Below are 13,985 nucleotides of genomic sequence, written 5' to 3' on the forward strand. Positions count from 1 at the left end.
CATCGGATGCGTGCAGGGGTGAGGGTCATGTCGTTCATACCTTCGGCCTCCCGCGTTCCCAGAAGCTCGGGCCGACCGGCTCGTGGAAGTCACTCGCGGCGATGAGGTAACCCTCGGAGTCGACGCCGATGGGCAACTGCGGAAGCGGACGGGCCGCCGGGCCGAAGATGACCTTGGCGCTGTCAAGCGCGTCGAAGGTCGACTGGTGGCACGGGCACAGGATGTGGTGCGTGGTCTGCTCGTACAGGGCCGCCGGGCAGCCCACGTGCGTGCAGATCTTGGAGTAGGCGACGATGCCGCCCACGTTCCAGTTCTCCCGGCCCTTCTTGACCTTGAGCTGGTCCTCCGGGAGGTTCAGCAGCAGGACCGTGCTCGTCGCGATCTCATTGAGGTTGTCCTCGGAGCCCTCCGGGACGACCGTGATGATGCCGCCCGGAGAGTTGAAGTCGGCCGCCTTCAGCGGCTGCCCGGTGCCGTCGACGACGAGGCGGGTGCCCTGCTTCCAGGCCGTGTGGCGCAGCTTCTTCTCCGGCAGCGGGCCGAGGTCGCGCAGCAGGATGAGCGGGAGCAGGCCGAGCGGCGCGGCGGCGAGCAGCAGCGTGCGGCGCAGCAGCCGGCGCTTGAGCAGGCCGCTCTCGTCGGTGCCCTCCTGGAAGTACTGGTTGAAGACCTGGCGGTCCTCCGGCGTCGAGGACAGCGCGTGCCGCTCCTGGACGATCTCCTTGGTGGTCACCAGGTGACGCACCCAGATGGTCATCCCGACCGCGAGCCCGAGAAAGACGACCGTCAGCGCGGTGCCGAGGGTGTAGTTCGACCGGGCGGCCCGGTCGATGTTGCCCACGTGGCCCGGCCAGACGGCGTAGAACACGATGAACGCGATGCCGGCCAGGAAGCTGAGCGTGAAGAAGGCGGCCGCGACGCGCTCGGCCTTGCGTGCCTTCGTCTCGTCGAGCACGTAGGCGTTGCCGCCCTCCTTGGCCTTCTCCTCGGGAAGCAGCTCCTGAGTGCCGGCCGGCGACGGGGTGCCGATCACACGCTTGGGTACGCGACTCTCCTCTTCCGGGGTCGCGCCGCTGGTCTCGTTGTTGTCAGTCATTGTGCTTCTTCTTGGGCTTCCTGGCGGTGAGCCACGCGGCTGCGACGACCATCAGACCGATCCCGACCAGCCAGCCGGCGAGGCCCTCGGCCACCGGGCCGACACGGCCCAGGCCGTTGCCACCCGGGTTCACTTCACTGCGGGTCTGCGTGACGTACGCGATGATCGCGCGCTTCTGCGCCGGCGTGATGGTCGTGTCGTTGAAGACCGGCATCGCCTGCGGGCCGGTCACCATGGCCTCGTAGATCTGCGTGGGCGTCGCCTTGTCCAGCGGCGGGGCGTACTTGCCGCCCGTGAGCGCTCCCCCGGACCCGGCGAAGTTGTGGCACTGGGCGCAGTTGGCGCGGAACAGCTTGCCGCCGAGCGCGGCGTCGCCGGTCTTCGGGTCGACCTGGTCGCTGGAGGGGACCGCCGGCCCGCCGCCGAGCGAGGCGATGTACGCCGCGATCTGGCGGGTCTGCTCCTCGTTGAAGACCGGCTTCTTACGCGGAATCTGCGCGCCGGGGTTCATCGCGGGCATCCGGCCGGTACCGACCTGGAAGTCCACGGACGCCGCGCCGACGCCGATCAGACTGGGCGCCGTGCGCGTGCCCTGGGCGTTCGCGCCGTGGCAGCTCGAGCAGGTCTGGTTGAAAAGCTCCTTGCCCTTGGCGATGTCCTGCGCCGACGCCTGGGTGTCAGACGCCTGCGCGCGATCGCCTCCCGAGGAGACACCGGCGTACGCGACAGCGATGATCGCGAGCGCGGCCAGCACGACGGCGTAGCCCGCCCACGGGCGCCGGCGCCATGCGGTGAACCATTTCACGGAAGAGGGTCCCATCTGGATCATTGCAACAGCTCGATGATGTAAATCGTGAAGAACAGCCCGACCCACACCGCATCGACGAAGTGCCAGTAGTAGGACACGACGATGGCGCTGGTCGCCTGCTCGTGCGTCCAGCGCTTCGCGGCGTACGTCCGCCCGAGCATGAACAGGAACGCGATGAGGCCACCGGTCACGTGCAGACCGTGGAAGCCCGTGGTCAAGTAGAAGACCGATCCGTACGCGCTCGACGAGATCGTGGTGCCCTCATGGATCAGCGAGCGGTATTCGTTGAGCTGCCCGGCGACGAACACCGCGCCCATGAGGAACGACAAGAAGTACCACTCGCGCAGGCCCCACTTGCGCATGTTCACGATGCTTCCGAGGCGCCCGACCTGGCCCCGCTCGGCCGCGAACACACCCAGCTGGCACGTCACACTGGACATCAGCAGGATGAAGGTGTTCACCGACGCGTACGGGACGTCGAGGTTCGCCTCCGGCCACTTGCCGCCGTCTCCGACGGTCACCGACCGGATCGTGAAGTACATCGCGAACAGCGCCGCGAAGAACATGAGCTCGGACGACAGCCACACGATCGTGCCCACACTCACGAGGTTGGGCCGGTTGGCGCGGGTGCGGGGTGCTGCGCTGTCAGTCGCGGATACTGTTGCCACGGCAAGCATTATTACGGCACCTGCCGAGTAGGTGACGCAGGACCCCCCATCAGGCGCGCCCCGATCGCCGCCACGAGGGCTCTTCCAGGCGGTTTTCGCCGGAACATTCCGTTGCGGGCCGGTCCTGGCGCCCGGCCGGTCGTACGGGCCGTGTCGCGCCCGGTAGCATCGCTACGTGCGCGGGGCGTCATCGCCTGATCGGTGATCACCCGGCTCGCAGGCGCCGGCAGTGCGGCGGCGCGACCATGTCCTTTCGGAAGGGGGAGGCGCATTCCCTCCTCGGCCTGACCGCCGGGGCCTCCGCGCCGCAGTCCACGATGAAGATCCTTGTTTACAGCCACGACGCGAACACTCGTACGCAGGTGCGCCTCGCGATCGGCCGGCGGCCCGCCGCCGGGCTCCCGGAGGTGGAGTACGTCGAGATCGCCACCGAGCCCGCGGTCTTCGCCCGTCTCGACAAGGGCGACATCGACGTCGCCGTGCTCGACGGCGAGGCGCAGCCCGCCGGTGGCATGGGCATCTGCCGCCAGGCCAAGGACGAGATCTACAACTGCCCGCCGATCATGGTCCTGATCGCCCGCCGCGACGACGGCTGGCTGGCCACCTGGTCGCGCGCCGACGCCGTCGCGAGCCAGCCCATCGACGCCGTCGCCCTCGCCGAGGGCGTGGCCGAGCTGGTGCGCAAGCGGCAGGCCGGACCCGGCTCCGAGCTGTCCCGCCGATAACCCGATAGCCGCCAGGGAGCGTCCGGATGGACCCGCGTACGACGTGGCCCGCCCTGATCGACGCGCTGCTCAACGGGCAGTCGCTGTCGGCGGACGAGACCACTTGGGCGATGCAGGAGATCATGTCGGGCCAGGCCAGCGACGTTCAGATCGCGGGCTTCGCGGTGGCGCTCCGGGCGAAGGGCGAGACGGTCGCCGAGGTCACCGGCCTCGCGACGGGCATGCTGGCCCACGCCACGCCGATCACCGTCCCCGGCCCGGCGGTCGACCTCGTCGGCACGGGCGGCGACCAGGCCCACACGGTCAACATCTCGACCATGGGCGCGATCGTCGCCGCCTCCGCGGGCGCGCGGATGGTCAAGCACGGCAACCGGGCCGCGTCCTCCTCCTGCGGCGCCGCCGACCTGCTCGAAGAGCTCGGCGTCGTGATCAACCTGTCGCCGGCCGCCGCGGCCCGTGTCGCCGACGAGATCGGCATCACGTTCTGCTTCGCGCCCCTGTACCACCCGGCCCTGAAGCACACCGCGCGTACGCGCGGCGAGCTGGGCACCCCGACGATCTTCAACTTCCTGGGCCCGCTGGCCAACCCGGCCCGCCCCACGGCCCAGGCGGTCGGGGTGTACCACCCCCGCATGGCGGGCGTCATCGCGGGCGTCTTCGCCGAACGCGGCTGCTCGTCGCTGGTGTTCCGCGGCGACGACGGCCTGGACGAGCTGACCACCACCTCGACGTCGGTCGTGTGGGTGGTCCGCGACGGCACGGCGACCGAGACCGTCTTCGACCCGGCCGACCTGGGCATCCCCCGCGCGACCCCGGACGACCTGCGCGGCGCGGACGCCCGCCACAACGCCCGCGTGGCACGCGCGGTACTGGGCGGAGAGACCGGACCGGTCCGCGACATCGTGGCCCTCAACGCGGCCGCGGCGCTGGTGGCGGGCGACGGCACCCCACCCGCGGAACGGCTCACGGAGGCCATGAGAGCGGCGTACACGCGCGCTCTGGAGGCCATCGACTCCGGCAGCGCCACGGCCCTCCTGGACCGCTGGACCGAACTGACTCAGCGCCTGGCCGCCTGACGCGAACCCACCGCCGTCCGCGGCGGGACGCCCCTGGTCGTGGCGGCCTCGTCGGGCGTCGCGCGGCCTCAGCGCGGGGTGAGCGTGGGCGGCTGGGCCGGGGCGGGCATGCCCTGGCCGTACGACGGGCCCAGGCGGCTCGTGGACAGCCATTCGGGCCACGACAGCTGCCAGAAGCCCCAGCCGTTCCCCGGTGCGAGGCGCCGGCGGGTGCCGGTGACCTGGACCACGTCTCCCGGCTGGGTCTGGCGGAAGAACCAGCGGGCGTCGCGCGGGCCCAGGTTGATGCAGCCGTGGCTCACGTTGCGACTGCCCTGGTCCCCCACCGACCACGGCGCGCTGTGCTCGTACTCGCCGCTGTCGGAGATCCGGACGGCGAAGTAGACGTCGTGCCGGTAGTGGTCCGGGCAGCCCGGCGGGCAGCCGACCGACGCCGAGTCCATCACGACGTGGTGGCTCTTCTCCATGGTCAGGTGGATGCCGCTCGTGGTCGTGTACTTGAGCCGCGTCCCCTTCCCCATGCTGATCGGCATCCGGCGGACTCTGTGGCCGTTCACCCGGACGTCCTGGTGGTGGCTGCGGGCGCTGGCCACGGTGATGTGCGCGTCACCGACCGCGAAGTCCCTGGCGACGTCCTCAGCGCCGTACGCGGCCCCTGCCAGCCGCAGGCCGGACAGGTGCGCCAGCAGGCGTACGCGGGTGTGCGCCGGCCAGTACTCGCGTGGGCGGAAGATCACCTCTGCCGGAGAGGTCCAGTGCCACGCGCCCGTCACCGGCGTCGACGTCCACAGCGACAGGGATCGCTCGACGGCGGTGCGGTTCCGCACCGGCTCCGCGAAGCGCATGATGATCGGCATTCCCACCCCGACCGTGGCGCCGGGCTCCGGGGCGGCGACGGTCGCGCCGATCGTGTGCGCCACCCGGCGCGTACGGAACGTGCTCCGGACCGAGCCGACGCGGCCGTCGGCGCCCGCGACCGTGACGACGAGCGTGTACGAGCGGCCGGGGGTCAACGCCCACCGTGGCCACCACAGGGTGCCGTCCGCGCTGGTCCGCCCCTCCAGGCGCCCGCCGTCGGCCAGCGTGACCGAACGGATCCGCCCGTCGCGTACCCGGACGCTCACCGGGGCGTCCGGCGGCACGGCGCTCGCTCCCTGCGCCGGCAGGACCGTCACCGCGGCCGGCGGGCGCGTCGCGGGAGTCCGATGGGCGCAGGCCCCGAGCAGGACGGCGAGCGGGAGCACGCCGGCGGCGGCCGCCCCTCGTCGCATACGCACCCCCACCCGTGAGTGTTCGTGGCGAGTATGCGACGAGGGCCGGCGCCGCCTCTCGGCGACACCGGCCCTCGTGACCGTTTCTTGGGGTTCCTCAGTGCGAGAAGTGACCCCGGTAGTACTCGAACACGAATCCGATCGCGGCCAGGACCACGGCGAGCAGCCCGATCATCAGCAGCCACCAGCCGATGACGGCGCCGAGCGACGCCGTGGCCGCGGCGGCGGCGGCGAACAGCGGCCACCAGCTGTGCGGGCTGAAGAAGCCCAGCTCGCCCGCGCCGTCGGCGATCTCGCCCTCCTTGTCGTCCTCCGGCCGCGGACCCACCCGGCGGCCGGTGAACAGGAGGTAGAAGCCGACCAGCCCGGCCAGGCCCACGGTCAGGGCCAGCGCGGTGGTGCCGGTCGGGTCGTGCGACCACAGCCAGTAGATGACGTCCATCACCGCGAAGAACAGCGCGCAGCCGACGAACAGGTAACCTTCGACCTTCATCGTCAGTCCTCCGTTCCGGCACCGGCCGTCACGGCGGGCTTGGCGTCGCTGTGCGGGTAGTGCAGGTCGAACGCGGGCCGCTCGGAGCGGATCCGCGGGATCGCGGTGAAGTTGTGCCGCGGCGGCGGGCAGGACGTCGCCCACTCGAGCGAGTTGCCGTAGCCCCACGGGTCGTCGACGTGGACCCGCTCGCCGCTGCGGGCGGTGATGTAGACGTTCCACAGGAACGGCAGCATCGAGATCGCCAGGATCAGCGCGCCGATGCTGGAGACCTCATTGAGCCCGGTGAACTGCTTGGCGTAGTCGGGGACGCGCCGCTGCATGCCCTCGGCGCCCAACCAGTGCTGGACCAGGAAGGTCGTGTGGAAGCCGATGAACAGCAGCCAGAAGTGGACCTTGCCCCAGAACTCGTTGAGCTTCTTCCCCGTCATCTTCGGCCACCAGAAGTAGAAGCCGGCGAACATCGCGAACACCACGGTGCCGAACAGCACGTAGTGGAAGTGCGCGACGACGAAGTAGCTGTCGTTGAGGTGGAAGTCCAGCGGCGGCGAGGCCAGGATGATGCCGGTCAGGCCACCGAAGAGGAACGTCACCAGGAAGCCCAGCGACCACAGCATCGGTGTCTCGAACGTCAGATGCCCTCGCCAGATCGTGCCGACCCAGTTGAAGAACTTCACCCCGGTGGGCACCGCGATGAGGAACGTCATGAACGAGAAGAACGGCAGCAGCACCTGGCCGGTCGGGAACATGTGGTGCGCCCACACGGTCACGGACAGGCCGGCGATGGCGACGGTCGCGCTGACCAGGCCGATGTAGCCGAAGACCGGCTTGCGGGAGAACACCGGCAGGATCTCGGTGATGATCCCGAAGAAGGGCAACGCGACGATGTACACCTCGGGATGGCCGAAGAACCAGAAGAGGTGTTGCCAGAGCATCGCGCCGCCGTTGGCGGCGTCGAACACGTGCGCGCCGAGCTTGCGGTCGGCCTCCAGCGCCAGCAGCGCGGCGGCCAGCACCGGGAAGGCCATGAGCACGAGGATCGACGTCAGCAGGATGTTCCACACGAAGATCGGCATCCGGAACATCGTCATGCCCGGCGCCCGCATGCAGAAGATCGTGGTGACGAAGTTGACGCCACCGAGGATCGTGCCCAGGCCGGACAGCACCAGACCCATGATCCACAGGTCGCCGCCGACCTCGGGTGAGCGGATGGCGTTCGACAGTGGCGAGTAGGCGTACCAGCCGAAGCTCGCGGCGCCGCCCGGGGTCAGGAACCCGCTGATCGTGATGATCCCGCCGAACAGGAACAGGTAGAAGCTGAACATGTTCATGCGGGGGAACGCCACGTCGGGCGAGCCGATCTGCAGCGGCATGATCACGTTGCCGAACCCGACGAACAGCGGCGTCGCGAACAGCAGCAGCATGATCGTGCCGTGCATCGTGAAGAGCTGGTTGAACTGCTCCTCGCTGACGACCTGCAGGCCCGGCCGGGCCAGCTCGGCGCGCATGACCAGGGCCAGGATGCCGCCGATGCCGAAGAACACGAACGACGTGATCAGGTACATGTACCCGATCACCTTGTGGTCCGTGGACGACATCCACGACGCGATGATCTGGCCCTTGCTCGTGCGCCGGGGCGCGCCCGCCGACGACGAGGTCGGGTGAGAGATGGTGGTGGTCACTGCGTGCTCCCGCTCGCCTTATGGCTGGAGATGAACTGGTCGAACTCCGCCTGCGGAACGATCTTCACCTGGAAGAGCATCCGGCCGTGCTCGACACCGCAGAGTTCGGCGCAGCGTCCTTCGTACGTGCCCGTCTTCGTGGGGGTGACCTCGAAGTCCTGACCGGTCTTGGCCCCCGGGATGATGTCGCGCTTGAAGATGAAGGACGGGACCCAGAACGAGTGGATGACGTCCTTGGACACCAGGTGGAACCGCACCTTCTTGCCGACCGGGATCTCGAACGTCGGCTTGTGCGGGTCGTCGGGCGAGACGGGCTGTCCGACGATCGGCGCGGTGTGGTACTGCGGATAGTCGAACTGCCAGCTCCATTGGAACGCCGTCACGTTGACGACGGTCACGTCGCTGGCCTGGGACGCCGGCGTCAGCTTCTCGAGATACGTCTCGTCGCGCGCGGTGAAGTAGAACAGCACCGCGACGATGATGAACGGCACGACGGTGTACAGCATCTCGATCGGCAGGTTGTAGCGAACCTGCGGCGGCAGCTGATCGGACCGCTTGCGGTGGAAGAGCACCGCCCAGATGATCAAGCCCCAGACGAGGGCGCCGACGGCGAGCGCGGCGACCCAGGACCCCTGCCAGAGGGTCAGGACGCGCTTGCCCTGCTCGGTGACCGGCGTCGGCAGGCCGAGGCGCACTTTCTCAGCGGAGCACGCCGTCGCGGCGAACGCCAGCGCCGACAGCGCCGCGGCGCCCGTCAGCAGGCGTCGGCGGGCGCCGGGCGCGGCGGCGCTCGCGGGCGTACGCCGCTCTCTACGGCGGGTCGGACTCACGGATTGCCTTCCCACGATGAAGCCCGAGTCTCGGGCGATCAGGTCGATGTTCACACGTGTGGAGGAAACATTAGCGGAGGGTCCCGGACACCCCGGTGGTACCCCCGTTACTGTCGTAGTCGTGGCCTACTTCGACGCCGCGTCCACCGAACCCCTGCACCCGGCGGCACGCGAGGCGCTGCTGGGTGCCCTGGAGGGCGGATGGGCCGATCCCCAGCGGCTTTACGGCTCGGCGCGCCGTTCGCGCATGCTGCTCGAACGGGCCCGCGCGCAGGTCGCGGCCGCCTTCGGGGCACGCGCCGACGAGACGTCCTTCACCTCCTCCGGCACCCAGGCGATCCACCTCGGCGTGCTCGGCACCCTGCACGCGCGCCGCCGCGCCGGCCGGCATCTCGTCGTGGGCGCCGTCGAGCACTCCAGCGTGCTGCACGCCGCCGGGCGGCACGAGCGCGAGGGCGGCACGGTCACCACGGTGGGCGTCGACCGTACGGGGCGGGTCGATCCGGAGGAGTTCGCCGCGGCGCTGCGCCCGGACACGGCACTGGCCTGCCTGCAGTCGGCCAACCACGAGGTCGGCACGCTCCAGCCCGTGGCCGAGGTCGCCGAGGCGTGCCGCGCGGCCCGGGTGCCGCTGCTGGTCGACGCGGCCCAGTCGGCCGGCCGGGCGCCGATCCTGGGCGGCTGGTCGCTGCTGACGGCCTCGGCGCACAAGTGGGGCGGCCCGCCCGGCGTGGGCGTTCTGGTCGTACGCAAGAACACCCGCTGGAGGTCGCCGCTGCCCGAGGACGAGCGGGAGAGCCGCCGCGTCCCGGGATTTGAGAACGTTCCAGCGATCGTGGCAGCGGCGGCGGCTCTGGAGGCGTACGGTGCGGAGATGGAACTGGACGCCCCGCGCCTTTCGGCGCTGGTCGACCTGATCCGTGAGCGCGCGCCCCGTCTGGTCGAGGACGTCGAGGTCATCGGTCACCCGGTCGAGCGCCTCCCCCACCTGGTCACGTTCTCGTGCCTTTACGTGGAGGGCGAGGCGCTGCTGACCGAGCTCGACCGGCTGGGATTCGAGGTCTCGTCCGGAAGTTCCTGTACGGCGGATACTCTCCGACCGAGCCATGTTCTGGAGGCGATGGGAGTGATTACTCATGGAAATGTCCGGGTATCGCTCTCCCGCGGGACCAGAGCGGCCGACGTCGACCGTTTTCTCGCGGTCCTTCCCGGGGCCGTGCGCAGGCTCCGCCAGACGAGCGGGGTGACGGGTTGATCGGCACCGGTCGAGTGAGTGAGCGGAGCGAGCGAACCGATGAAACACGCGCGCCTGGTCACTCCTCCGACGGAGGAGGGCTCATGAACGAGGAGATCGGCATATGGGCCTGAAGCGCCGCCGCGCCGTCCGGGAGACGCCGGCTCCGGAGACGCCCCCGGTGATCACCGGCCCCCGGGCGCTGGTCACCATCGACGCACTGGGCCGCAAGTGCCCGATCCCGATCATCATGCTCGCCGAGCGCATCGGCGAGGTGCCGGTCGGCGAGATCATCGCGGTGAAGGCCGACGACGTGGCGGCCCGCACGGACGTCCCGGCGTGGTGCCGGATGAAGTCGCAGGACTTCGTCTGGGAGGAGACCCTCCCCCGCGGCTGGGCCTTCCACGTACGCCGCAACTACTGACCCGTCCGTACGGGGCGACCCGGCATGGGCCGCCCCGCTGGTGAGGCTCAGTTCAGGACGCGCCCGGCGATCTCGTCCGCGGCCTCGCGGCCGTACGCCTCGACGAAGCGGTCGACGAACTGCTGGCGGTGCAGGGTGTACTCCTGCGGCCCGGCGACCTCGAGCGCGTGCGCGGCGAGGAGGTTGCCCATCTGCGCGGCGCGTTCGAGGGACAGCTCCCAGGAGATCGCGGTGAGGAAGCCGGCGCGGAAGGCGTCGCCCACGCCGGTCGGCTCGACCTTACGGACCTCCGGCGCGGCGTCGACGTGCAGGGAGGGCTCGCCGGCGCGGTCGATCCGCACGCCCTTCGGACCGAGGGTGGTCACCCGCACGCCGACGCGCTCCAGGACCTCCTCGTCCGACCAGCCGGTCTTCTGCTCGCAGAGCGACTTCTCGTACTCGTTGGTGAACAGGTACGCGGCGCCGTCGATCAGCTCCCGTACGTCGTTCATGCGGGCCAGCTGCTGGGACGGGTCGGCGGCGAACGGGATGCCGCGGGTACGGCACTCCTCGGTGTGCCGGAGCATGCCGTCGGGGTCGTCGGCGCCGATGAGGACCAGGTCCAGGCCGCCCACGCGGTCGACGATGGGCTGGAGCTCGATCTCCCGGGCCTCGCTCATCGCACCCGCGTAGAACGAGGCGATCTGGTTGTGGTCCTCATCGGTGGTGCACAGGAAGCGCGCCGTGTGGTGGAGCTGGGAGACGTACACCGAGGAGGTGTCGACGCCGTGCCGGTCGAGCCAGGAGCGGTAGTCGGCGAAGTCGTCGCCGACGGCGCCGACGAGGATGGGGTTCTGGCCGAGGCACCCCATCCCGTAGCAGATGTTGGCGGCGACGCCGCCCCGCCGGATGTCCAGCGCGTCCACCAGGAAGGACAGGGACACGGTGTGCAGCTGGTCGGGGATCAGCTGGTCGGCGAACCGTCCTGGAAACGTCATCAGGTGGTCGGTGGCGATGGAACCGGCAACAGCGATGCGCACGACGTCGTACTCCTCGGTCGATCGGCGACCTCGTCATAGCCGCGAGGTCATCTCGAAGCCTGTGGTCAAAACCCGGCAAGACTACTGCCTCTGGGCGCCCTGACATGCCGAATGCCCGTGTACCCGGGCGATCCCGGGAACACGGGCACCATGATCCGGCGAAGCGCTAGAGGATCAGTGGAACGAGTCGCCGCACGCGCAGGAGCCGCCGGCGTTCGGGTTGTCGATCGTGAAGCCCTGCTTCTCGATCGTGTCGACGAAGTCGATCTTCGCGCCCGAGAGGTAAGGCACGCTCATCCGGTCGACCCGGACGCCCAGCCCGTTGAAGTCCTGGACCAGGTCGCCGTCCACCTCGCGGTCGTCGAAGTAGAGCTGGTAGATCAGGCCCGAGCAGCCGCCGGGCTGGACCTGCACACGCAGCGCGAGGCCTTCCTCGCCCTGCTGCTCGAGCAGGCTCTTGGCCTTCTCCGCCGCGGCGTCGGTGAGGATGACGCCATTCTGCGTGGAGGTGTCGGCTGAAACCGTCATGTGCGAACTCCCGGTTGGCTCGGCCGTCCCATGACGGCCGTCGCTGTTGGCTTTCCCTCCTCCACAACGTACCCGCTGCCCCCGGCCATTCCCCAAGTCCACCGCTGTGTTCCTGGCCGCATATCGCCACAGACGGGTCCTGGGAGGCCCATAACGCCCGCTCGTGCAGTATCGTCAAATCGACGATAAGTCCTGTTGGAGGAGGTACCCCCAAGTGACCACCGGCAGCAGCCTGCTGATTCTCGGACAGGGGGCGGACCCGGCCAGCGAACGCGGGGTCTCCTGCCCCGGTGAGCTCCCGCCCGCTTCGGACCCGGCACTGGTGGAGCGTGCCCGTGCCGCCAAGGCGGCACTGGGCGACCGGCTCTTCGTGCTGGGCCACCACTACCAGCGCGACGAGGTCATCCAGTTCGCCGACGTGACCGGCGACTCGTTCAAGCTCGCCCAAGAGGCCGCGGCACGGCCGCAGGCCCCCTACATCGTCTTCTGCGGCGTCCACTTCATGGCCGAGTCCGCCGACATCCTCACCTCGGCCGACCAGCAGGTGGTCCTGCCCGACCTGGCCGCCGGCTGCTCGATGGCCGACATGGCCACCTACGACCAGGTCGAGGAGTGCTGGGAGGTCCTGGAGGACGCCGGGATCGCCGACGACGTGGTGCCGATCACGTACATGAACTCCTCCGCCGACATCAAGGCCTTCGTCGGCCGCCACGGGGGCGTCGTGTGCACGTCCTCCAACGCCCGGCGGGCGCTGGAGTGGGCCTTCGCCAAGGGGTCGAAGGTGCTCTTCCTGCCCGACCAGCACCTCGGCCGCAACACGGCCGTCCTGGAGATGGGCCTGTCGCTGGACGACTGCGTCGTCTACAGCCCGAACCGTCCGGACGGCGGCCTGTCGACCGCCGAGCTGCGCGACGCCACGATGATCCTGTGGCGGGGGCACTGCTCGGTGCACGGCCGGTTCAGCCTCGACTCGGTGAACGAGGTGCGCGCCCGCATCCCCGGCGTCAACGTGCTGGTGCACCCCGAATGCCGCCACGAGGTCGTCCGGGCCGCCGACCTGATCGGGTCGACGGAGTACATCATCCGCACCATCGACGAGGCCCCGGCCGGTACGGCCTGGGCGGTCGGCACCGAGCTGAACCTCGTCAAGCGCCTCGCCGGCCGCCACCCGGACAAGACCGTCGTGTTCCTGGACCGGACCGTCTGCTTCTGCTCGACCATGAACCGCATCGACCTGCCGCACCTGGTCTGGTCGCTGGAGTCCCTGGCGCAGGGGGAGGTCGTGAACCAGATCACGGTGGAGGCCGAGACCGCGCACTACGCCCGGGTCGCCCTCGACCGGATGCTGGCGCTCCCCTAGAGAGCCTGCTGTCGCAGGTAGGCGTCGAGTTCGGCCGCGCCCGCCAGCAGGGCGCGGCCGCGCGCGTCGAGCCGGCCGCGCCACTCGTCCAGGGTCGCCCGCAGGGGTTCCACGCCGCCGGCCTCGCGGACCCGCTCCAGGAGCGGGGCGATCTGCCGCAGCAGGTAGCCGCCCCGCCGCAGTTGGTGAGCCAGCCGGGCGTCCCGTACGTCCGCGTCGGTGTAGACGCGGTAACCGGTCCTCGGGTCGCGCCGCGGACGGACCAGACCGGCGCGCTCCCACTTGCGCAGCGTCGCCGGCCGGAGCCCGAGCCGCCGTGCCAGCGGGCCCACGGACGTCTCACCCCCTGTACGGTCCCGGCCGGACGGCTCGACGCCGCCACGGCCGTCGTACGCCCCGCCGGGCGGCTCCGGAGCGGCCGTCAGGTCGCGGAGCGCCGCCTCGACCGCCGACAGCGTCCGCCGGTCCTCCAGGAGCCGCTCGTGGCTCTCGTCGACGAGCGTCAGGGCGTCGGCGGTCCGCCCTTCGTTGACGGCCTCCATGATCGCCGTGGCGGTCCGGTGGCCGTGGCCCGGGACGAGGGCGACGAAGGCACGCAGGGCCTGGGCGTGCAGGGGCGTGTAGATCCGGTAGCCGGTGGGCGTGCGCTCGGTCGCGGGGAGGATGCCCGCCTCTTCGTAGTTGCGTACGGCTTGTGAGGACAGGCCGTGCTCCCGCGCCAGATCGACCGGCCGCAGGCGCTTCATGCCGAGTGAGGGCCCGAGGGTTTCG

Annotated in this window: 15 protein-coding genes; 5 read left to right on the forward strand and 10 right to left on the reverse strand. The window is 70.1% G+C overall.

Translation table 11 applies throughout. The features are described from left to right. Nucleotides 1–34: 34 nt before the first annotated feature. Genes qcrA through ctaE form a run of 3 tightly spaced genes read right to left on the reverse strand, consistent with a single transcriptional unit; the run spans nt 35 to nt 2,581 of the window. Entirely contained in the window at nt 35–1,096 is a 1,062-nt protein-coding gene (gene qcrA, locus QSK37_RS01850) for a cytochrome bc1 complex Rieske iron-sulfur subunit (protein WP_285566850.1), read from the reverse strand. Next, nucleotides 1,089–1,916, reverse strand: a complete 828-nt coding sequence (gene qcrC / locus QSK37_RS01855) for a cytochrome bc1 complex diheme cytochrome c subunit (RefSeq protein ID WP_432705515.1) — start codon at nt 1,914–1,916, stop codon at nt 1,089–1,091. Before qcrC ends, qcrA begins: the two co-directional genes overlap by 8 nt. Before the next feature lie 5 nt (nt 1,917–1,921). After that, on the reverse strand, nt 1,922–2,581 hold the full coding sequence (ctaE, locus tag QSK37_RS01860) for an aa3-type cytochrome oxidase subunit III (RefSeq protein ID WP_349497936.1): 660 nt from the start codon (nt 2,579–2,581) through the stop codon (nt 1,922–1,924). Between the two features lie 308 nt (nt 2,582–2,889). Between ctaE and QSK37_RS01865 the strand changes: the two genes are divergently transcribed. Together QSK37_RS01865 and trpD are read left to right on the forward strand one after the other, a co-directional pair. Beyond that, nucleotides 2,890–3,297: a hypothetical protein gene (locus tag QSK37_RS01865; RefSeq protein WP_285567202.1), complete on the forward strand. Its 408-nt coding sequence runs from the start codon at nt 2,890–2,892 to the stop codon at nt 3,295–3,297. 26 nt (nt 3,298–3,323) lie between these two features. Then, nucleotides 3,324–4,373: an anthranilate phosphoribosyltransferase gene (trpD, locus tag QSK37_RS01870; protein ID WP_285617057.1), complete on the forward strand. Its 1,050-nt coding sequence runs from the start codon at nt 3,324–3,326 to the stop codon at nt 4,371–4,373. A gap of 68 nt (nt 4,374–4,441) precedes the next feature. On the opposite strand, the gene QSK37_RS01875 is transcribed toward trpD, so the two are convergent. The 4 genes from QSK37_RS01875 to ctaC all read right to left on the reverse strand — a co-directional run bounded on the left by QSK37_RS01875 (nt 4,442) and on the right by ctaC (nt 8,649). Beyond that, nucleotides 4,442–5,644 carry an Ig-like domain-containing protein gene (locus QSK37_RS01875; RefSeq protein WP_285566855.1) on the reverse strand — a complete coding sequence of 401 codons (1,203 nt, stop codon included), beginning with the start codon at nt 5,642–5,644 and terminating at the stop codon, nt 4,442–4,444. A 97-nt stretch (nt 5,645–5,741) separates the two neighbouring features. Beyond that, nucleotides 5,742–6,137 (reverse strand): cytochrome c oxidase subunit 4, encoded by a 396-nt coding sequence (locus QSK37_RS01880; protein WP_285566857.1) that lies wholly within the window; start codon nt 6,135–6,137, stop codon nt 5,742–5,744. Nucleotides 6,138–6,139: 2 nt separating this feature from the next. Beyond that, entirely contained in the window at nt 6,140–7,819 is a 1,680-nt protein-coding gene (gene ctaD, locus QSK37_RS01885) for an aa3-type cytochrome oxidase subunit I (RefSeq protein WP_285566859.1), read from the reverse strand. After that, a complete protein-coding gene (gene ctaC, locus QSK37_RS01890; RefSeq protein WP_285566860.1) occupies nt 7,816–8,649 on the reverse strand; it encodes an aa3-type cytochrome oxidase subunit II in 834 nt (277 codons plus the stop codon). The genes ctaD and ctaC overlap by 4 nt, the downstream gene beginning before the upstream one ends. Before the next feature lie 121 nt (nt 8,650–8,770). Here ctaC and QSK37_RS01895 point away from each other — a divergent pair, with 121 nt between their 5' ends. Both QSK37_RS01895 and QSK37_RS01900 read left to right on the forward strand, forming a co-directional pair. Further along, nucleotides 8,771–9,904, forward strand: coding sequence for a cysteine desulfurase family protein (locus QSK37_RS01895; protein WP_285617058.1), 1,134 nt, complete (start codon nt 8,771–8,773; stop codon nt 9,902–9,904). Nucleotides 9,905–10,007: 103 nt separating this feature from the next. Then, nucleotides 10,008–10,307, forward strand: a complete 300-nt coding sequence (locus QSK37_RS01900) for a sulfurtransferase TusA family protein (protein WP_285617059.1) — start codon at nt 10,008–10,010, stop codon at nt 10,305–10,307. A 47-nt stretch (nt 10,308–10,354) separates the two neighbouring features. Here QSK37_RS01900 and QSK37_RS01905 read toward each other — a convergent pair whose 3' ends face one another. Together QSK37_RS01905 and QSK37_RS01910 are read right to left on the reverse strand one after the other, a co-directional pair. Beyond that, the gene (locus QSK37_RS01905) at nt 10,355–11,326 is read right to left on the reverse strand and encodes a carbohydrate kinase family protein (RefSeq protein ID WP_285617060.1); all 972 of its coding nucleotides are present in this window, start codon (nt 11,324–11,326) and stop codon (nt 10,355–10,357) included. A 174-nt stretch (nt 11,327–11,500) separates the two neighbouring features. After that, a complete protein-coding gene (locus QSK37_RS01910) occupies nt 11,501–11,854 on the reverse strand; it encodes a HesB/IscA family protein (RefSeq protein ID WP_285617061.1) in 354 nt (117 codons plus the stop codon). A 214-nt stretch (nt 11,855–12,068) separates the two neighbouring features. Between QSK37_RS01910 and nadA the strand changes: the two genes are divergently transcribed. Next, entirely contained in the window at nt 12,069–13,214 is a 1,146-nt protein-coding gene (gene nadA / locus QSK37_RS01915) for a quinolinate synthase NadA (protein ID WP_285566867.1), read from the forward strand. Here the strand turns inward: nadA and QSK37_RS01920 are convergent. After that, nucleotides 13,211–13,960, reverse strand: a complete 750-nt coding sequence (locus QSK37_RS01920) for a TioE family transcriptional regulator (RefSeq protein WP_285617063.1) — start codon at nt 13,958–13,960, stop codon at nt 13,211–13,213. The genes nadA and QSK37_RS01920 overlap by 4 nt on opposite strands. Nucleotides 13,961–13,985 lie beyond the last annotated feature (25 nt).

This window comes from Actinoallomurus iriomotensis, from assembly GCF_030269445.1.
In the GTDB taxonomy this organism is placed as follows: domain Bacteria; phylum Actinomycetota; class Actinomycetes; order Streptosporangiales; family Streptosporangiaceae; genus Actinoallomurus; species Actinoallomurus iriomotensis.